We start from the raw sequence: 17963 nt of genomic DNA, 5'->3' as shown, positions 1-17963 counted from the left end.
TCCGGGCCCCCTGGCCCGTCGCTGGAACTCCCAATGCTGACCGGTAGCTACTCCTCTTCGCTGGTGTTGATTTCGCTGTGCGTGGCGATCCTGGCGTCCTACACCGCCCTTGACCTGACCGGCCGTATCGCGACGGCCAAGGGCAGGGCTGTGCACCTGTGGATGGGGGGCGGTGCGTTGGCCATGGGGGTCGGCGTGTGGTCGATGCACTTCATCGGCATGCTCGCGTTCAGCCTGCCCATCGACCTGGGCTACGACCTTGGCCTGACTGCGTTCTCGCTGTTGATTGCGGTGCTGTCGTCAGGCTTTGCCTTGTGGCTGGTAAGCCAGCCAAGCCTGCCCTGGCTGCAGCTGGGCTTTGGCGCGTTGATCATGGGCGCGGGCATCAGTTGCATGCACTACACCGGTATGGCCGCGCTGCGCATGCTGCCGGGCATCGACTATGACCCTACGCTGTTCGGCGCCTCGCTGATGATCGCCGTGGGCGCCTCGGCAGCGGCGTTGTGGATCGCGTTCCGCTTGCGCAAGCACACCCCTTACGTCCGGCAGATTCGTGGCCTGGCAGCAGTGATCATGGGGATGGCCATCGTCGGTATGCACTACACCGGCATGGCCGCAGCCAATTTCCCCGAGGGCAGTTTCTGTGGTGCGCTGGCCGGTGGGCTGCAAGGCGACGGGCTGGTCTACCTGGTGTTGATCACCACCCTGGCAGTGCTGGCGGTAGCTTTGTTGACCTCGGTACTGGACGCACGCCTCGAAGCGCGCACGGCGGAACTGGCCCGTTCGCTGACCCTGGCCAACCAGGAACTGACCCAGCTGGCCCTGCACGACACGCTCACCGACCTGCCCAACCGCACCTTGTTGGCCGACCGCATCGAGCAAGCCATCGCCAAGGTGGCGGAGCAGGGCGGTTGTTTTGCGCTGATGTTCATCGACCTGGATGGCTTCAAACCGGTCAACGATGCCTTTGGTCACCACGTCGGCGACTTGCTGCTCAAGGCCGTGGCGGCGCGCCTGCGCGGCCATTTGCACAGCCAGGACACGCTGGCGCGCATTGGCGGCGACGAGTTCGTGCTGCTGGTGGAGTTGCAGGAGCCCAACGATGCCATGGATGTGGCGGTCAAGCAGGTCAACCTGGTGTCGCGGCCGTTCCGCGTCGCCGAGCATGATTTGCAGCTCACGGCCAGCCTGGGGATCGTCTTGTACCCCGGCAATGGCCAGGATCAGCACGAGTTGCTGCGCAATGCCGATGCCGCGATGTACCACGCCAAAAGCGCCGGTAAAAACGGCTACAGCTTCTTCGACGTGTCGATGAACAGCAATGCCCGGCAGCAACTGCAGTTGCTGCAGGACCTGCGCCAAGCCCTGGAGCAGCGCCAGTTCCGCCTGCACTACCAGCCCAAGTTCGATGCCCAGGCCTGCCAGCCGATCGGTGCCGAAGCGCTGCTGCGCTGGGAGCACCCACAGCAGGGCCTGCTGCTGCCTGACCGTTTTATTGGCCTGGCGGAAAAAACCGGCCTGATCATCCCGATTGGCGAGTGGGTGCTCGACGAAGCCTGCCGGCAGATGCGCCAGTGGCTGGACCAGGGCCACCAGGGGTGGCGTATGGCAGTCAACCTGTCGGCCATCCAGTTTTGCCATGCGGGGCTGGTCGAAAGCGTGGCCCGGGCCCTGCGCGAAAACGGCCTGCCGGCCAACTGCCTGACCCTGGAGATTACCGAGACCACCGCCATGCATGATGCCGATGCCAGCCTGACGGTGCTGCAGCGCCTGTCTGACATGGGCGTGGACCTGTCCATCGATGACTTCGGCACAGGCTATTCCAGCCTTATGTACCTGAAGCGACTGCCGGCCAACGAACTGAAGATCGACCGGGGGTTTGTGCGTGACCTGGAGCAGGACAGCGATGACGCCGCGATCGTCTCGGCGATTGTCGCACTGGGCCAGGCGCTGGGCTTGCGCATCGTTGCCGAAGGGGTAGAGACGGACAAGCAGCAAGACTTCCTCACCCGCCTGGGGTGCGATTCGCTGCAGGGTTATCTGCTCGGGCAACCGGTGCCGGCCGAGCAATTCATGGGCAAATTGCAGGCCATGCGGGAGACGCCTGAGGTGGCAGTCTAGCCTGCGTCGCGCAGGGCGAAGACGGGTACGAAGGCGTCCATCTCAGCCTCGACCGCTTCAATGATGCGCTCGACATCCGCAGCGGCCATGATCGCAGCGCAGGGGATGCCTGCGATGGCCAGCAAGGTTTCTCCGGTGGCGCGGTCGAACAGGCGCGCGATCATGCTGCGCGGTGCATCCATGCTGGCTTCGAAGCCGAGCGGGTGGAAATGCCAGCGCATCACCTGGCAGGCGTTCGGGAACGTCATTTTGTTCATGCCAGCCTCCTTGTCCGTACCTGGACGCGGTGAGCGGGAGGCCGCGTGCACGGCCGCCGGGAATGTAACCATAGCACCTGCCACGCCATTGCCCAGGGTGGGAATACGCCGGAATCGTGGAGGTTTGACCCAGGTCACATTGCTGTTATGGCCGCCATCCACCGGCAGCTCGCCTGGCAAACGTTTTCCTTGCGGGGTGCCGCAGGTCACGGCCGCATTTACCGCACAGGGTTTTCGGACGAGCGGTGCGTGCTACCCCAGCAGGCCGGCCGCAATGTTGATGGTGAACCCCAGAATGGCGGTGTTGAACACGAACCCTACCACTGAATGTGCCAGCACCACCCGGCGTAACCCCCTGCCAGCGACGCCGACATCGGACGTTTGCACCGCCACACTGATAGTGAACGAGAAGTAGTGAAAGTCCCAGTAATCCGGGTTGCGCTCGCCATCGGCAAAGCGCAGCGGGGGCTCATGGTTCTGGCCGGTATAGAACAGCCGGGCGTAGTGCAGGCTGAAGATGCAGCCGATCAACAGCCAGGAGCCGGCCACGGTCAATCCGGTGTACAGGTAGTGCAGGGCCAGGGCGCTGCCTTGCAGGCCGCGGCTGGAGACCAGTTGCAAGGTGATCGCGGCCAGGCTGGCGATGGCAGCGATGCAGACGGTGAGCAGGACCAGGCCGGCGTTCTCATCCTCGACCTGGGCAACTTTGCGGACCTTTTCCGGGTTGGCGCTCCAGGTAAGCCACAGGACCAGCAGCAGGTAGAGCCAGACGCCGAGGTTCCAGCCGACCAGAATGTGCTGGACCGTGTCACCGGCAGGGATCAGCCAGGCGCCGATAATGCCGACCAGGGTGGCGAACGTGAGGCGAGGGTGGGTACGTGTCAGGCGGTGGAAAGCCATGGGGCCTCGTTGCCGGGGAGTGGTGGCTAATACTCTAGACCATCGCCAGGTGCTGGCGGCTTTCATCGCGTCGCCCGTCGCGCGGCGTTGCAACTCTCAGTACACTGCACGTTCCAACACCAACATTCGTTGAACTCGAGGTTTCTGCATGACGCTCAGTCCTTTGGCAGGCAAGCCGGCTCCGGCCAGCGTGCTGGTCGATATCCCCCGACTGCTCACCGCTTACTACACCGGCCGCCCCGATGCTGGCGTGGTGGCCCAACGGGTGGCCTTCGGCACCTCGGGGCACCGAGGCACCTCGCTGGAGCTGAGTTTCAACGAGTACCACGTACTGGCCATTACCCAGGCCATCTGCCTGTACCGCCAGGAGAAGGGCATCGATGGCCCGCTGTTCATTGGTGCCGACACCCATGCGCTGTCGGCACCGGCCACGGCCAGTGCCCTGGAAGTGCTGGCGGCCAATGGCGTGCAGGTGATGCTGTCCAAAGACGACGAGTACACGCCGACCCCAGCGGTATCCCACGCCATCCTGTGCTACAACCGTGGCCGCGAGCAGGGCCTGGCCGATGGCATCGTCATCACGCCGTCGCACAACCCGCCGCAAAGCGGTGGCTTCAAGTACAACCCGCCCAATGGCGGCCCAGCCGACAGCGACGTGACCAAGTGGGTCGAGGCCAAGGCCAACGAGCTGCTGGCTGCGAACCTGGCTGGCGTCAAACGCATGGACCATGCCCAGGCACTGCAGGCTGCCACCACGCACCGCCACGACTACGTGAGCCACTACGTGGCAGACCTGGGCAATGTCATCGACTTCGACGTGATTCGCAGCGCCAACCTGCGCCTGGGCGTCGACCCGCTGGGCGGCGCCGGGGTTAACTACTGGTCGGCGATTGCCAAGCATTACAAGCTGAACCTGGAAGTGGTCAACAGCGAGGTCGACCCGACCTTCCGCTTCATGACCGTCGACTGGGACGGCCAGATCCGCATGGACCCATCCTCGCCCTACGCCATGCAGGGCCTCATCGGCCTGCGCGAGCGCTTTGACGTGGCCTTTGCCTGCGACCCGGACCACGACCGCCACGGCATCGTCACCCCGGATGGCCTGCTGCAGCCGAACAACTACCTGGCCGTGGCCATCGACTACCTGTTCCGCCACCGCCCGCAATGGCGCAGCGACGCAGCCGTGGGCAAGACCGTGGTGTCCAGTGGCCTGATCGACCGCGTTACCGAGCGCCTGGGCCGTAAATTGTTCGAAGTGCCGGTGGGCTTCAAGTTCTTCGCCCAGGGCCTGTTCGACGGGTCGTTGGGCTTTGGTGGCGAGGAGAGCGCGGGGGCTTCGTTCCTGCGGCGCGATGGGTCGGTCTGGGCCACTGACAAGGACGGTTTGATCCCGGCCTTGCTGGCCGCCGAGATGACCGCACGCACCGGTCGCAACCCGAGCCAGGCTTATGCCGACCTGACCGCAGCACTGGGCAAGCCGTACGCCACGCGCGTCGAGGCCAAGGCGGATGCCCGGCAGAAGGCGTTGTTGAGCAAGCTGGCACCTGAGCAGGTCAAATCGACTGAGCTTGCTGGTGAGCCAATCGTGCAGATCCTCAGCCATGCGCCGGGTAACGGCCAGGCGATTGGCGGGTTGAAAGTGATGACCGCCAACGGCTGGTTTGCCGCACGGCCGTCGGGCACCGAGGACATCTACAAGATCTACGCCGAAAGCTTTATCGACGAGGCGCACCTGCAGCGCCTGGTGCAGGAAGCGCAGGTGTTGGTGGACGCGGCGATCGCCTGATTGTACTCAAGGGGCTGCCTTGCAGCCCATCGCCGGCAAGCCGGCTCCCACAGGGTCTTCGCAAGGTCTGAGCCTGCGCAGTTACCTGTGGGAGCCGGCTTGCCGGCGATGGGGTGCCGGGCGGCCCCGGTTCATCAAGGGGTTGGCAACGCGAACCCCTCGATCCCCCGCCCCAGCTTCAGGGCCTGCGCATGCAGCACCTGCATCAGGTGCAGCGCCGAGTGCGAAGGTGGCTCGAAGCGCGAATAGACGAAACTGATGTCGAAGTGGATTTCGTCGGCCAGGGGGACCACCGTCAAGCCGCTGTCCTGTGCCACAAATTCGTCGATCAGGGTAATGCCCATGCCTTGCTTGACCAAGGCCACAGCTTCGTTGGCATTGGTGAACGACAACAGCGACTCCAACTGCAGCCCGCGCTGGTGGATGTGTTCGGCCAGCAATTTGCCGAACGGCATGTCGGGCCTGAACAGCAGCAGGGCATGGCCTTGCAGTTGCTCCAGCGCCAGTGACGGATGCCGCGCCAAGGCATGCTCCGGCGGCATCACCACCACCATGCGCCCGCGCATGAACGCGCGTGAATGCAGGTGATCGTGGATCACCGGCAAGGCGGCAATCGACAGGTCGACCTTCTTCGACAGGATCTGGTTCGGCATTTCACCCATCAACGAGGTCTGCCACTCGATGTTCAGCGAGGGTGACTCACGCTTGAGTTGGGCCAGCGCAATCGGGATGACCACGGTCGACAGCGAGGCGCTGCACGAGATGCGCAGGTTACGGTGGCCGCCACTGCCCAGTGACAACGCACATTCATTGACCTCCAGCGCGGCCTGATATACCCGCTCGACTTCGCGGTACAGAATCTGCGCTTCGTGGGTCGGCACCAGGCGGTTGTTGATGCGCTCGAACAAGCGGTATGCCAGCCGCCCCTCGATGTACTGGATCAATTTGCTCACGGCCGGCTGCGACACGTAGAGCATCTTCGCCGCCGCGCTGATCGAGCCCGTCAACATCACCGCACGAAACACTTCCATGTGCCGCAGTTTGAACACCAGGTTGCGGGCTTCCGGGCCGTCATGGTCGAGGGGCATAAGCATTACCTTTGGTTATGGTCTTCGCCATCTGGGTATGAGCGCAGACGCCGGGCACGCAGTATCTTGAAGCCTGCCGAGTCGCCTTCGCGGCGCACAATAACAAGATCTGCAGGCAAGCGCAGCGGCGCTTGACGGGAGTGTTGCGTGAACATCTTCGATGAACCCAAGATCGATTGCCATAACCATTTGTTTGATCCCGCGCGCTTTCCCTACCACCCCGACGCGCCTTACGCCCCGTCCGGGCAGGAGGTCGCCACCCTTGAGCAATTCAACCGGGTGATGGACGCCTATGGCGTGCAGCATGCCTTGCTGGTGGGGCCGAACAGTGGCTACCACACCGACAATAGCTGCCTGCTGAGCGCGCTCGCCACTGGGCAGGGGCGTTTCAAGGGGGTGGCGGTGGTTAGCCCTGACATCACCCTGGATGCGCTGGCTACGTTGCAGGCGCAAGGGGTGGTCGGGGTGGCCTTCAACCCGGCGTTGTACGGTGTGGCGAGCCTGGATGCAGCCGACGGGTTGTTCGGCAAGCTCGCCGAGCTCGACCTGTTTGCGCAGATTCAGGTGTGCGAAGACCAGTTGCTGGCGCTGCGCGGGCTGCTTGAGCGCACGTCGGCGCGCGTGTTGATCGACCATTGCGGCCGCCCGGAGGTGAGCGCCGGTATTCACCAACCGGGTTTCCAGGCCTTGCTGCGGTTGGCCGCGAGCGGCCGGGCCAGCGTCAAGCTGTCCGGCATGCAGAAGTTCGCCTCGGCCGATGCGCTGCAGGCGCAGAGCAGTGCCTACGTTCATGCCCTGCTCGAAGCGTTTGGCCCACAGGCCTGCGTGTGGGGCTCCGATTGGCCGTTCATTCGCCAGCGCTCGCGGGTGGACTACGGGCCGCTGCTGAAACTGGCCGAGCAACTGATGCCAGATGCGCAACTGCGCCGCACCGTCATGTGGGACACGCCGCGACGTCTGTTCGGGTTTGCCTAGCGCACCGCCCTTTGCCATTCCAATAACAAGAGAGCAACCGTCATGAACACTGAACAGAACCTCGGTGTGGGGGCGTTCGACACGCCTGCACGCCTGCAACAACGTACCCGCACCCGCTTCATGATCCTGGCGCTGATCTCCGGCGGCACGATGATCAACTACCTCGACCGCAGCGTGATGGGCATAGCGGCGCCTAGCATCAGTGCCGACCTGGGCCTTAACGCCGCGATGATGGGCGTGATCTTCTCGGCGTTTTCCTGGACCTACGCGGCGGCCCAGATCCCCGGCGGGATCCTCATCGACCGGCTGGGCACCAAGTTCACGTACTGGCTGGCCTTGACGCTGTGGTCGCTGTTCACCGGCCTGCAAGGGTTGGCTCAGGGCTTTCTGTCGCTGTTGGGCATGCGTTTTCTGGTGGGGGTGACCGAAGCGCCGTGCTTCCCCACCAACAGCCGCGTGGTGGCGACCTGGTTCCCACAGAGTGAGCGGGCCAGGGCGACTGGCATCTACACCTTTGCCGAGTACACGGGGCTGGCGTTTCTTACGCCGCTGCTGTTCTGGGTACTGCACGCCTACGGCTGGCGTTTTCTGCTGATGGCGGTCGGGCTGATGGGCATCCTTTATGGCCTGGTCTGGTGGCGCAAGTACCATGAACCGCACCAGTCCACCACGGCGAACAAAGCCGAACTCGACTACATCGCAGCGGGCGGTGGCGTGGTCGACGGTGGCCAGAAAGCCACGGTATTCCGCTGGTCGCAGATCCCGGCTCTGCTCAAGCACCGCAACATGCTGGGCATCTGCCTGGGGCAGTTTGCCTGCAACTCGACCAACGTGTTCTTCCTGACCTGGTTCCCGACCTACCTGGTCACCGAGCGGCACATGCCGTGGCTGAAGGTTGGCTGGGTCGCGGTGCTACCGTTCATCGCCGCCTCGCTGGGCACCCTGGTCGGTGGCTGGTTGTCCGATGCCTTGCTGCGCCGCGGCTACTCCTTGAACGTGGCGCGCAAGCTGCCAGTGATTGCCGGCCTGCTCACCGCGTCGGTGATCGTGCTGGCCAACTATGTCGAGTCCGACGCGCTGGTAATCGCCATTCTCTGCATCGCCTACTTCGCCCAAGGCATGTCGGCGCTGGCTTGGATGATCGTTTCCGACATCGCGCCAAAGGGCTTGCTGGGCTTGAGCGGTGGCCTGTTCAACCTGTTCGCCAACGCGGCGGGCATCGTCACCCCGTTGACCATCGGCATCATCGTTTCGATGACCGGGTCGTTCGTCTGGGCCTTGGCCTTCGTGTCGTCGATCACCGTCCTCGGTGCCCTGTGTTACCTGTTCATGGTGAGCGACCTGCGTCGTCTGCCAGACATCCCTAACCTCGAAAATGGAGCAAAGCAATGAGCCAATACCTGCAAGGGCAGACTGCAATCGTCACCGGCGGCATGCGTGGCATCGGCCTGGGGATTGCACAGCGGCTGCACGCCGCAGGTGCCCACGTGGTGATCTGGGACTTGGCGGTCGATGGCTGGGACACAGCCGAAAACGGCTTTGAGCCGGTGCTGCGCCAGTCTGTCGATGTTTCATCGCTGGCGTCGGTGGAAGCGGCATTTACCGACGTGCTTGCACACGTCGGGCAGGTCGAGATCCTGGTCAACAACGCCGGTATCAATGGCCCAGTGGTACCCGCCTGGGAATACCCGCCAGCGGCCTGGGACAAGGTCATCGCCATTGACCTGAACGGGGTGTTCTATTGCTGCCGCACCGCCATCCCGCACATGCGCGAGCGCGGCTACGGACGCATCGTCAACGTCGCCTCGATGGCGGGCAAGGATGGCGTGCAGTACATCTCGGCGTACTCGGCGGCCAAAGCAGGCGTGATCGCCTTCACCAAGGCCGCAGCCAAGGAGCTGGCGCAGGATGGCGTGCTGCTCAACTGCGTGGCGCCGGCGATGGTCGAAACGCCGCTGATGGCCGAAATGACCCCGGAGCACATCGCAGCGAGCAAGGCCAAGATCCCCATGGGGCGCTTCCTGAAGGTCGAGGAAATCGCCAACATGGTGAGCTGGATCGCCGGGCCAGAGTGCAGTTTCACCACCGGCTTCGTGTTCGACCTCAGTGGCGGGAGGGCGACCTATTGAGGGGTCTGGGCGTCGCTCACCTGACGGCACTGGACTTGGCGCCAGCCGTGCTGGTGCGCGAGGCGAGCCGTGCCGGCTTCAGCGCGGTGGGGCTGCGCCTGCATCCGGTGATGCCGGGTGCGCTGGCCTACCCGGTAACGGCGGGCAGCCTGGCGCTGCGTGAGCTCAAGGCGGTGATGGCGGGTGAGGGCGTACGGGTCGCTGATATCGAGTTCGTGTCATTGACGCCCGAGGTGGTGGTCGCCGATTACGAGCCTTTGCTGGCGGCAGGTGCGGAGCTGGGGGCGGTCAGCCTGACGGTGTCGGGCGATGATGCCGATGTCGCGCGGCTGACCGGGCACTTCGCGGCCTTGTGCGAGCTGGCAGGGGGTTATGGCGTGCGCGTGGACCTTGAATTCATGCGCTGGCGGCCGGTGGCGAACGTGCACCAGGCCTATACCGTGGTGGCAGGGGCGGGGCAGGAAAACAGCAGCGTGCTGGTCGATGCCCTGCACTTGTTTCGTGCTGGCGCAGCGGTAGCGGACCTTGCCGGAATCGACCCGCGTTACTTGCGCGCCGTGCAGTTGTGCGATGCCCCACTGCAGGCACCACCCGACAGCGGCATCATCCAGGAAGCGCGGGAGGGCAGGCAGTTGCCTGGCCACGGGCAACTGCCGTTGGCGCAGTTGCTCGCAGCCTTGCCCCGCGACGTCAGCCTCAGCGTCGAGGTGCCGTCTGCCCATTTGCACGGGGCAGAGCGGCTAAGGGCAGCTGCGCGAGTCACGCAGGCCTGGCTGAGCGGGGTGCCGGCAGGTCAGGCCTGATCCGGCACCACGGCGATGACATCGATTTCCATCAACCACTCGGCCTGGGCCAGGCCCGCCACCACCAGCCCGGTGGAGATCGGGAACACGCCTTTGAGCCATTTGCCGACTTCCTTGTACACCGGCTCGCGGAAGCGCGGGTCGGTGATGTAGGTGGTGGTCTTGACGATGTGCGACAGGTCCGAGCCGGCCTCCTCAAGCAGTTGCTTGACGTTTTTCATCGCCTGTTCGGCTTGTGCCCGAGGGTCGCCCAGGCCTACCAGGCGCCCTTCGAAGTCAGTACCCACCTGGCCGCGTACGTAGATGGTGTTGCCGGCGCGCACCGCCTGGCACAGGTCGTTGTCCAGGGTCTGATTAGGGTAGGTGACCTTGGTGTTGAACATGCGGATACGGGTATGGGTTGGCATCAGTGGGCTCCGAGGGTGCTGACGTTGCTGATCGTGGGTTGTTGTTGCTCATCCGCGGCACGTTGCTCGCTGTCGCGGTAGGCCAGGTAGGTCCGTTGCGTGGCGATGTGCCCGGCGACGTGCTTGGCGTCGTGCCACACGCCCCAGATGAACGACGAGCCGCGGCGTGACAGCCAGGGCAGGCCGAGGAAGTACACACCGGGTTCGCGGGCAACACCGCGTTGGTGTTGTGGCTTGCCGTTGGCGTCGAAGGTGTCGACCTGCAACCAGCTGAAGTCCACGCCGTAGCCGGTGGCCCAGATGATGGTGCTGACGCCGGCCTGGGCCAGGTCGAGTGTGTGCAGCGGGTTGCTCAGGCACTCAGGGTCGGGCAGTTGCTTGCGCGCCTCCGGCTCTTCAGGCAAGTCCAGGCCGTTGCGTTCGATGTAGGCATCGGCGGCGTCGAGCAGGGCCAGGTAGTTTTCGTCGCCACGGCGGATGTTGTCTGCCAGGTTGTCCTGGAAGGTGGCAATGCCATCGGCGAACGATTGGGTCAGGCCGACCAGGGTCATGCCTTGGTGGGCGAGGGCGCGGAAGTCCACGGTGTGGCCGCCGCGTGCGCCGCTGACAGCAATGGTCACGTGCTCGCGGCCAGGCTTGGCGATTTCTGCGTCCCACTCGCCCAGCACACCCAGCCACCAGCAGAAGTCGCGGTTGCGGTAGGCCCGCGGCGGGCGGTCATGCGCACCGACCGACAAGTAGACCTGGCGCCCGGCGCGCATCAGTTCTTCGGCAATCTGCACGCCCGAAGAACCGGCGCCCACCACCAGCACGGCGCCGGCGGGCAGCTGCTCGGGGTTGTAGTAGGCGGCGGAGTGGATCTGGTGCAGGCGCTCGTCCTTTGGCGCAATGGCCGGGATCACCGGGCGCTGGAACGGGCCAGTGGCAGCAACCACGCGGTTGGCGCGGATCACGCCCTCGTTGGTTTCGATGGTGAAGCCTGGGCGATCGCTGTTGCGCACCACCTTCTTCACCTCGATGCCGGTGCGCACCGGCAGGTTGTACTTGCGCACGTACTGTTCGAAGTAGTCGGCAACCTGGTCCTTGCCAGCGAAGGCATCGGCGTCGAGGTTGAATTCCAGCCCAGGGAAGCGGTCGTGCCAGACCGGGCCGTTGGCGACCAGCGAGTCCCAGCGGCCCGTACGCCAGGCTTCGGCGATGCGCTTGCGCTCCAGCACCAGGTGCGGCACGCCGAGCTTGTTCAGGTGTTCGCTCATGGCCACGCCGGCTTGGCCGGCGCCGACGACGAGGGTGTCGATTTCGAGGTTGTTCAAAGTCATGTCCGAGCCCTTTATCAGGCGGTTTTTGTCAGGTCGGTTTGGAGGACCGCCGTTGCCTGGGGCCAGACTAGGGACGCTGCGCAAATGGCGAAAATAGTATTTAGCTAGGGCTTGCCGATAAAACGGCGAAGGCCTTGATTCATAGGGCTTGCAGGGGGGGCTTGAGGCAGATTTTCATGCCGTTCGGGGTGGTGCGGGCGGCCTTAGTTTTTTCCTCTTCAAGCCCTCGGAAAAAGGTGGTTTCGCGCGCTGGAGGATTCCACCCAGAATGCCCTGCATCGGACAGAACAACAGGAACCATCACATGACTTTCTCCATCATCGGTCGTTGCCAGGAAACCGGCCAAGTCGGTATCGCCATCAGCTCGTCGAGCATCGCGGTCGGGGCGCGTTGCCCCTGGGTGCGCGCAGGTGTGGGGGCGGTCGCAACGCAGAACATCACCTTGCCGGCATTGGGGCCGCAGTTGCTCGATGTGCTGGAGCAGGGCCAGTTGCCGCCGGCAGCTGCACTAGACAGGGTGCTGAACGCCAATGGCTGGAGCGAATACCGCCAGGTCACCGTGATCGACAGCCAGGGCCAGGTCGCGTTGTTCACCGGCAAGCAGGCGCTTGGGGTGCACAATGCCGTGGCCGGCGAGCAGTGCGCTGCTGCGGGTAACTTGCTGGCGTCCAAGCAGGTGATCGAGGCCATGGTGCACGCGTTTGAACAGGCCGGCGGGTACCTGGCCGATCGCCTGTTGGCGGCCATGCAGGCGGCGATGGCGGCCGGGGGTGAGGCAGGGCCGGTGCATTCCGCAGCGCTGAAGATTGCCGGCGAGCTGACCTGGCCGCTGGTGGACCTGCGCGTCGACTGGGCCGATAAAGACCCGATTGGCCAGCTCGATGGCCTGTGGCAAGCCTATCGCCCGCAGATGCAAGACTACGTGACCCGCGCCCTCGACCCGACCGCCGCGCCAAGCTACGGAGTGCCGGGCAATGAATGAGCGCACCAGCCGCGCGTTGCTTGCCCGGCTGATCGGTTTTGCCACGGTCAGCCGCGATTCCAACCTCGCGCTGATCGGTTTCATCCGTGACTACCTGGCGGACCTCGGCGTGGAATGCGAGTTGTTCCATAACGCCGAGGGCACCAAGGCCAACCTGTTTGCCACCCTCGGCCCGCAGGACGTTGGCGGTGTAGTGCTTTCGGGGCACACCGATGTGGTGCCGGTTGACGGCCAGGCCTGGACGGTCGAGCCGTTTGCCTTGAGTGAGCGGGAGGGGCGCCTGTATGGGCGGGGTACTGCGGACATGAAGGGCTTCATCGCCTCTGTCCTGGCAGCGGTCCCCGCGTTTCTCGCGCAGCCTTTGCGTATTCCGCTGCACCTGGCGTTCTCCTATGACGAAGAAGTGGGTTGCCTGGGGGTACGCTCGATGCTTGCGGCGCTTGCGCAGCGCCCACACAAGCCGCGGTTGTGCCTGATCGGCGAGCCGACCGAGCTCAAGCCAGTGCTGGGGCACAAGGGTAAGCTGGCAATGCGTTGCCAGGTGCACGGTGCTGCCTGCCACTCGGCTTATGCGCCTTATGGGGTGAACGCCATCGAGTACGCCGCGCGATTGATCGGCAAGCTGGGCGAGATCGGTGATGGTTTGGCGCAGCCTGAGCACCATGACACGCGTTTCGATCCGCCGTTTTCCACGGTACAGACCGGCGTGATCAAAGGTGGCAGGGCGTTGAACATCGTGCCCGAGGAATGCGAATTCGACTTCGAGGTGCGGGCATTGCCGGGGTTCGATGCTCAGGGAGTGGCTGACCAGTTGCAGGGCTACGCCGAGGCTGAGTTGCTGCCGCGCATGCGCGCCGTCAATCAGGGCGCCGATATTCGCCTTGAGGCGCTGAGTGCTTACCCGGGGCTGGCCACGCCGGCTGACAGCGAAGCAGCACGTTTGGTCGCCTTGCTCAGTGGTTCAGCGGCGTTCGGCACGGTCGCGTTTGGTACTGAAGGCGGCTTGTTCGACCAGGCCGGGATCCCGACGGTGGTCTGCGGGCCCGGGAGCATGGAGCAGGGGCACAAACCGGACGAGTTTGTCAGTGTCGAGCAGTTGCAGGGGTGCGATGAGATGCTGCTGCGGCTGGTGGATTACCTGCGCGAAGGTTGAGTCTTTTTTACCGGTTATGCATTCCTGGTAGGAGCAGCCTTGTGCTGCGAAGAGGCCCGTGACAGCAGAGAAAATTCACTGTGCTGTCACGGGCCTCTTCGCAGCACAAGGCTGCTCACAGGATGCGGGCAATGCCGTAATGAATCAGAACGTCGCCTTGACCTGGAGGCCCACTACCAGCGCATTGTCGATATGCTTGCCGGAGAACGCACCCGGCTCGATGATGTACTGCACATCCGGGCGCAGGTTCAGCCATGGCGTGGCCTGGTAGCCGTAGCTCAGTTCAATCAACTGCTCGGCGCTGTCGATGTTCGGGAACTGTTGCCCTGCGTTGAACGCAGCGTCTTCCAGCACATCGCGGCTGCGCGGGTTCGGCACGGCACGGCCATAGCCCAGCGACAGGGTATCGCGCGGGCGGCCTTCGAACGGCTTGTACAGCACAACGCCGGTGCCATACCACTTGGTGAACGGCGAAGCGGCCTCGCTCGATGCCGAGTATTGGCCAAAGGCGTGCAGGCTGCGGCCTGGCGAGCTTGGATCACTCCACACGGCCTGGTCGACCAGCAGGTAATGGCCGCCGCGGCCGGACACTTCCTTGTCGCTGCCGATGCGTTTCACATCAGAGCTGTCGTAGTAGTAGCCCAGCTTGTACTCACCTGGCAGTTCGCCTTGCAGTTTGTACACCAGCTCAACCGGTACCACGGTACCTGTGGTGTGCTTGGGCCCCAGGTGCCAGGCACGGCTGGAATTGCCGTTGCTCTCGGGGTCGACGTTGAAGGCCGCGACACGCAGCTGCCAGGACGGCGACAGGTCGTATTTCACCCGCACGCCCAGGTGGGCGTTGGGGTAGTTGGTCCAGCCGCTGCCGCCCGACATGTTCAGTGGGTGGCCACAGAAGCCGGCGTTCATGAAGTTGCACAGGATGCCACTGTCCAAGCCGCCGAGGTCGTTGCCCATGGCCATGTAGCCGAGCTTGACGTTCAAGGCCGGGGTGAACAGGGTGCGCTCGTAGCTCAGTTCAGTCAGGCGGGTGTACAGGCCACCGTAGTTTTCCTGGATCGGCAAGCGGTTGCCCACCAGGTCTTCCGAGGCGCTGTTGCCGCGACGGTCGTTGATGGTCAACTGCACCTTGCCGCCGTTTTCCAGGCCGTACAGTTTCGACAGGTCGAACTGCACGCCCAGCTTGAGGTTCTGCGAGTAGCGGGCCGAACGGTGCAGGCCACCGTGGGCGTTGTAGGCGGTTTCACCGCTGTAGTCGCCGGTGAACTTGACGCCGTCTTCTTCCAGCTGATGGCGCAGGCCGCCCCAGTCACCGGTCAGGGTGTTGCGGGTCATCAGGTCGCCGTCGGCGAGGGCGGTGGTGCTGGCCAGGGCCAATAGCAGGGCAGTGGGTGTGTAGCGCATTGCGAGGTTCTTTCCTGGGGAATCTTGGCGTTGTTGAGGGCCTCTTCGCGGGCAAGCCCGCTCCCACAGGCATTGCAGCGTCTCGGGCTGCAAGCGGACCCTGTGGGAGCGGGCTTGCCCGCGAAAGGAGCGACTCGATTTACGGCAGGGCGTAAGAAATCACATAGTCGCCACGGTCAGTCGACTGACGCGCGCCACCGGCGGTGATAACCACATACTGCTTGCCGGTTTTCGGCGAAACGTAGGTCATCGGGCCGCCCTGGCTGCCAACCGGCAGACGGGCCTTCCAGATTTCATTACCGTTGCTGCTGTCGTAGGCGCGCAGGTAGAAGTCCTGGGTGCCGGCGATGAACACCAGGCCGCCTTGGGTGGACAGTGTGCCGCCCAGGGTTGGCAAGCCAATCTTGATCGGCAGGTGCATGCGGATACCCAGCGGGCCGGTGTCCTCGACGGTGCCGACCGGGACCTGCCAGGCGATTTGGCGGGTCTTCATGTCAACCGCGGTCAGGGTGCCGAACGGCGGAGCCTGGCAAGGGATACCGGCGACCGACAGGAAGCGGTTCTTGTTCACTGCATACGGCGTGCCTTTGAGCGGTACGGCGCCCATGCCAGTGTTCAACGCTTCGCCACCGGAGGCCGCGTTGCCTTTGTTCTGCGAAGGGATCATCTGGATCCACAGGCCCAGACGCATGTCGTTGACGAAGATGAAGCCATGCACCGGGTCGGTGGAAATGCTGCCCCAGTTCATGCCGCCCAGCGAGCCTGGGAAACTCAGCGACAGGTCGGTGCCCGGCGCGGTGTACAGGCCGTCGTAGCGCATTTTCTTGAAGTCGATGCGGCACAGCAGCTGGTCATATGGGGTAGCGCCCCACATGTCCGACTCGGTCAGGGTCTGCGCGCCGATCTGCGGCATGCCCACCGATTTTGGTTGGGTCGGGGAGTACGGCTCGTTCGGGATGTTGCTCGGTTTGACCGGAACTTCGTCGACCTGGGTCAGCGGCTTGCCGGTTGCACGGTCAAGCACGTAAATCTGCCCGGCCTTGGTGCCGATCACCACCGCAGGCACGGTCTTGCCGTCATCCTTGGTGAAGTCGATCAGGCTTGGCTGCATTGGCAGGTCGAAGTCCCAGAGGTCGTTGTGAACGGTCTGGTACACCCACTTCTGGTTGCCGGTGGTGGCGTCCAGTGCCAGGACCGAAGCACCGTAGGTGTGGTCCAGCTTGTTGCGCTCTACGCCATAGATGTCGGTGGACGACGAACCCATCGGCAGGAACACGGTGTTCATTGCCGGGTCGTAGGACATCGGGGCCCAGCTGTTCGGGGTGCTGCGCACGTAGGTGCTGCCGTCGGCCGGGGCGCTGCGGTCTTCCGGGTTGCCTGGGTCGAAGGCCCAGCGCATGGCCCCGGTGATGACGTCGAAGCCACGGATGACGCCGCCTGGCATGTCGGTCTGAACGTTATCGGCAACGCGACCGCCAACCACCACGGTGGTGCCGGCCATCAGTGGTGCGGACGACAGTTGGTAGAAGGAATCCGGCACATCGCCCAGGCCAGCCATGAGGTTGACCTGGCCGTTGTTGCCGAAGCCTTGGCAGAACTCACCGGTGTCGGCGTCGACGGCGATCAGGCGGCCGTCGATGGTGTTGGTCAGCAGGCGGCGCTGGCAGTTGGCACCGGCCGGGACAGTGGCCATGGCGATGGGCGAACTGTTCGGCTGGGTTGGTTGGGCCAACGGCGCGGTGGCGTCGAAGTAGGCCATGCCGCGGCAACGCTGCCAGACCTTGGACTGGGCGTTGATCTCGTTTTTCCACAGCTCTTTGCCGGTGTCGGCATCGAGGGCGATCAGGTTGTTGTGCGGGGTGCAGATGAACACCTTGTTGCCAACCTGCAGTGGGGTGAGTTGGTCCTCGGCACCGTTGCCGTCGCTGATGGCGACGTCACCGGTGTGGTAGGTCCAGGCCACCTTGAGCTTGTTGACGTTATCGCGGTTGATCTGGTCCAGCGCGGCGAAGCGGCTGCCACCTTCGGTGTTGCCGTAGTGGGCCCAGTCTTTCTGCTCTTTGCCGGCTTCGACCGGGGTCATGCCAGGGCCTTTGCCGGTCGGGGCGACGCTTGGGTGAGCAACGAACATGTTGCCTGCGGCAATGACCAGTGCCACCGCCATCACACCTGCGATGCCATACGCGCCACGGCCAGCGGTGCCGCCGTTGGCACGTACCAGCAGGGGGTAGACCAGCGCCACGACCATGCCGATTGCGCCGAACATGAACACGCGCGAGAACAGCGGCCAGAACACCAGGCCGGTGTCGATCACGGCCCAGATTGCGGTACCGATCAGGAACAGGGCATACAGCCAGGCACCGGCGACCTTGCGGCGGGCGATGAGGATACCGGCGATGGCCATGGCCAGGCCGCCGATCAGGAAGTACCAGGAGCCGCCTAGGCCGGCCAGCTTGATACCGCCGGCGGCCAGGAGCAGGCCGAGCAGGGCGACGATAACGCCCAGGCCGACCAGAATGAGGGTTGTGGCGCCAGAGGCGCGCGGTGTTTCTTTCATGCCAGGGATCTCAGCAGGTGGAATGGGCGCAGTTTAAGCCCTTAGCAAGCTAATTAACAAGTTAGTACAAAGTTTTGTGAGG

15 protein-coding genes are annotated in these 17963 nt (G+C 64.0%); 8 read left to right on the top strand and 7 right to left on the bottom strand.

The features are described from left to right. Nucleotides 1-33: 33 nt before the first annotated feature. The gene (locus tag AC5PZ0_RS13685) at nucleotides 34-2121 is read left to right on the top strand and encodes a putative bifunctional diguanylate cyclase/phosphodiesterase (RefSeq protein ID WP_493855186.1); all 2088 of its coding nucleotides are present in this window, start codon (nucleotides 34-36) and stop codon (nucleotides 2119-2121) included. Here the strand turns inward: AC5PZ0_RS13685 and AC5PZ0_RS13680 are convergent. Continuing rightward, nucleotides 2118-2378, bottom strand: coding sequence for a DUF1652 domain-containing protein (locus AC5PZ0_RS13680; RefSeq protein ID WP_027593589.1), 261 nt, complete (start codon nucleotides 2376-2378; stop codon nucleotides 2118-2120). The genes AC5PZ0_RS13685 and AC5PZ0_RS13680 overlap by 4 nt on opposite strands. 252 nt (nucleotides 2379-2630) lie before the next feature. Further along, nucleotides 2631-3278 carry a DUF1345 domain-containing protein gene (locus AC5PZ0_RS13675; RefSeq protein ID WP_252823774.1) on the bottom strand — a complete coding sequence of 216 codons (648 nt, stop codon included), beginning with the start codon at nucleotides 3276-3278 and terminating at the stop codon, nucleotides 2631-2633. A 148-nt stretch (nucleotides 3279-3426) separates the two neighbouring features. Here AC5PZ0_RS13675 and pgm point away from each other — a divergent pair, with 148 nt between their 5' ends. After that, nucleotides 3427-5064, top strand: a complete 1638-nt coding sequence (gene pgm / locus AC5PZ0_RS13670) for a phosphoglucomutase (alpha-D-glucose-1,6-bisphosphate-dependent) (protein ID WP_339549684.1) — start codon at nucleotides 3427-3429, stop codon at nucleotides 5062-5064. Between the two features lie 134 nt (nucleotides 5065-5198). Here pgm and AC5PZ0_RS13665 read toward each other — a convergent pair whose 3' ends face one another. Beyond that, the gene (locus AC5PZ0_RS13665) at nucleotides 5199-6152 is read right to left on the bottom strand and encodes a LysR family transcriptional regulator (RefSeq protein ID WP_493855185.1); all 954 of its coding nucleotides are present in this window, start codon (nucleotides 6150-6152) and stop codon (nucleotides 5199-5201) included. 147 nt (nucleotides 6153-6299) lie between these two features. Here AC5PZ0_RS13665 and AC5PZ0_RS13660 point away from each other — a divergent pair, with 147 nt between their 5' ends. The 4 genes from AC5PZ0_RS13660 to AC5PZ0_RS13645 are packed head-to-tail and all read left to right on the top strand — an operon-like array spanning nucleotide 6300 to nucleotide 10059. After that, the gene (locus tag AC5PZ0_RS13660; protein ID WP_027593585.1) at nucleotides 6300-7127 is read left to right on the top strand and encodes an amidohydrolase family protein; all 828 of its coding nucleotides are present in this window, start codon (nucleotides 6300-6302) and stop codon (nucleotides 7125-7127) included. 42 nt (nucleotides 7128-7169) lie between these two features. Next, the gene (locus AC5PZ0_RS13655; protein ID WP_085274278.1) at nucleotides 7170-8519 is read left to right on the top strand and encodes an MFS transporter; all 1350 of its coding nucleotides are present in this window, start codon (nucleotides 7170-7172) and stop codon (nucleotides 8517-8519) included. Then, nucleotides 8516-9256, top strand: coding sequence for an SDR family NAD(P)-dependent oxidoreductase (locus tag AC5PZ0_RS13650; protein WP_099429100.1), 741 nt, complete (start codon nucleotides 8516-8518; stop codon nucleotides 9254-9256). Before AC5PZ0_RS13655 ends, AC5PZ0_RS13650 begins: the two co-directional genes overlap by 4 nt. Beyond that, a complete protein-coding gene (locus AC5PZ0_RS13645) occupies nucleotides 9253-10059 on the top strand; it encodes a sugar phosphate isomerase/epimerase family protein (protein ID WP_493855184.1) in 807 nt (268 codons plus the stop codon). Before AC5PZ0_RS13650 ends, AC5PZ0_RS13645 begins: the two co-directional genes overlap by 4 nt. On the opposite strand, the gene AC5PZ0_RS13640 is transcribed toward AC5PZ0_RS13645, so the two are convergent. Both AC5PZ0_RS13640 and AC5PZ0_RS13635 read right to left on the bottom strand, forming a co-directional pair. Next, nucleotides 10050-10466, bottom strand: a complete 417-nt coding sequence (locus AC5PZ0_RS13640; RefSeq protein ID WP_027593581.1) for a RidA family protein — start codon at nucleotides 10464-10466, stop codon at nucleotides 10050-10052. The two genes, AC5PZ0_RS13645 and AC5PZ0_RS13640, sit on opposite strands and share 10 nt — an antisense overlap. Next, nucleotides 10466-11785 carry a flavin-containing monooxygenase gene (locus tag AC5PZ0_RS13635; RefSeq protein WP_099454405.1) on the bottom strand — a complete coding sequence of 440 codons (1320 nt, stop codon included), beginning with the start codon at nucleotides 11783-11785 and terminating at the stop codon, nucleotides 10466-10468. Before AC5PZ0_RS13635 ends, AC5PZ0_RS13640 begins: the two co-directional genes overlap by 1 nt. A 304-nt stretch (nucleotides 11786-12089) precedes the next feature. On the opposite strand from AC5PZ0_RS13635, the gene AC5PZ0_RS13630 reads away from it, so the two are divergent. After that, nucleotides 12090-12767 carry a DUF1028 domain-containing protein gene (locus AC5PZ0_RS13630; RefSeq protein ID WP_493855183.1) on the top strand — a complete coding sequence of 226 codons (678 nt, stop codon included), beginning with the start codon at nucleotides 12090-12092 and terminating at the stop codon, nucleotides 12765-12767. Then, nucleotides 12760-13920 (top strand): acetylornithine deacetylase, encoded by a 1161-nt coding sequence (gene argE / locus AC5PZ0_RS13625; protein ID WP_027593578.1) that lies wholly within the window; start codon nucleotides 12760-12762, stop codon nucleotides 13918-13920. Before AC5PZ0_RS13630 ends, argE begins: the two co-directional genes overlap by 8 nt. Nucleotides 13921-14064: 144 nt before the next feature. Here argE and AC5PZ0_RS13620 read toward each other — a convergent pair whose 3' ends face one another. Continuing rightward, nucleotides 14065-15324, bottom strand: coding sequence for a carbohydrate porin (locus AC5PZ0_RS13620; RefSeq protein WP_493855182.1), 1260 nt, complete (start codon nucleotides 15322-15324; stop codon nucleotides 14065-14067). A gap of 139 nt (nucleotides 15325-15463) precedes the next feature. Next, a complete protein-coding gene (locus tag AC5PZ0_RS13615) occupies nucleotides 15464-17881 on the bottom strand; it encodes a glucose/quinate/shikimate family membrane-bound PQQ-dependent dehydrogenase (RefSeq protein ID WP_493855181.1) in 2418 nt (805 codons plus the stop codon). Between the last annotated feature and the right edge of the window lie 82 nt (nucleotides 17882-17963).

The sequence above is a fragment of the Pseudomonas sp. 5.2 genome, assembly GCF_059025405.1.
This window is presented reverse-complemented; position numbering and strand designations above follow the sequence as displayed.

Bases quoted from the DNA above. Each gene is read 5' to 3' on its own strand.
- AC5PZ0_RS13685 (WP_493855186.1), top strand. From the start codon at position 34: ATGCTGACCGGTAGCTACTCCTCTTCGCTGGTGTTGATTTCGCTGTGC.
- AC5PZ0_RS13680 (WP_027593589.1), bottom strand. From the start codon at position 2,378: ATGAACAAAATGACGTTCCCGAACGCCTGCCAGGTGATGCGCTGGCAT.
- AC5PZ0_RS13675 (WP_252823774.1), bottom strand. From the start codon at position 3,278: ATGGCTTTCCACCGCCTGACACGTACCCACCCTCGCCTCACGTTCGCC.
- pgm (WP_339549684.1), top strand. From the start codon at position 3,427: ATGACGCTCAGTCCTTTGGCAGGCAAGCCGGCTCCGGCCAGCGTGCTG.
- AC5PZ0_RS13665 (WP_493855185.1), bottom strand. From the start codon at position 6,152: ATGCCCCTCGACCATGACGGCCCGGAAGCCCGCAACCTGGTGTTCAAA.
- AC5PZ0_RS13655 (WP_085274278.1), top strand. From the start codon at position 7,170: ATGAACACTGAACAGAACCTCGGTGTGGGGGCGTTCGACACGCCTGCA.
- AC5PZ0_RS13650 (WP_099429100.1), top strand. From the start codon at position 8,516: ATGAGCCAATACCTGCAAGGGCAGACTGCAATCGTCACCGGCGGCATG.
- AC5PZ0_RS13640 (WP_027593581.1), bottom strand. From the start codon at position 10,466: ATGCCAACCCATACCCGTATCCGCATGTTCAACACCAAGGTCACCTAC.
- AC5PZ0_RS13635 (WP_099454405.1), bottom strand. From the start codon at position 11,785: ATGACTTTGAACAACCTCGAAATCGACACCCTCGTCGTCGGCGCCGGC.
- AC5PZ0_RS13630 (WP_493855183.1), top strand. From the start codon at position 12,090: ATGACTTTCTCCATCATCGGTCGTTGCCAGGAAACCGGCCAAGTCGGT.
- argE (WP_027593578.1), top strand. From the start codon at position 12,760: ATGAATGAGCGCACCAGCCGCGCGTTGCTTGCCCGGCTGATCGGTTTT.
- AC5PZ0_RS13620 (WP_493855182.1), bottom strand. From the start codon at position 15,324: ATGCGCTACACACCCACTGCCCTGCTATTGGCCCTGGCCAGCACCACC.
- AC5PZ0_RS13615 (WP_493855181.1), bottom strand. From the start codon at position 17,881: ATGAAAGAAACACCGCGCGCCTCTGGCGCCACAACCCTCATTCTGGTC.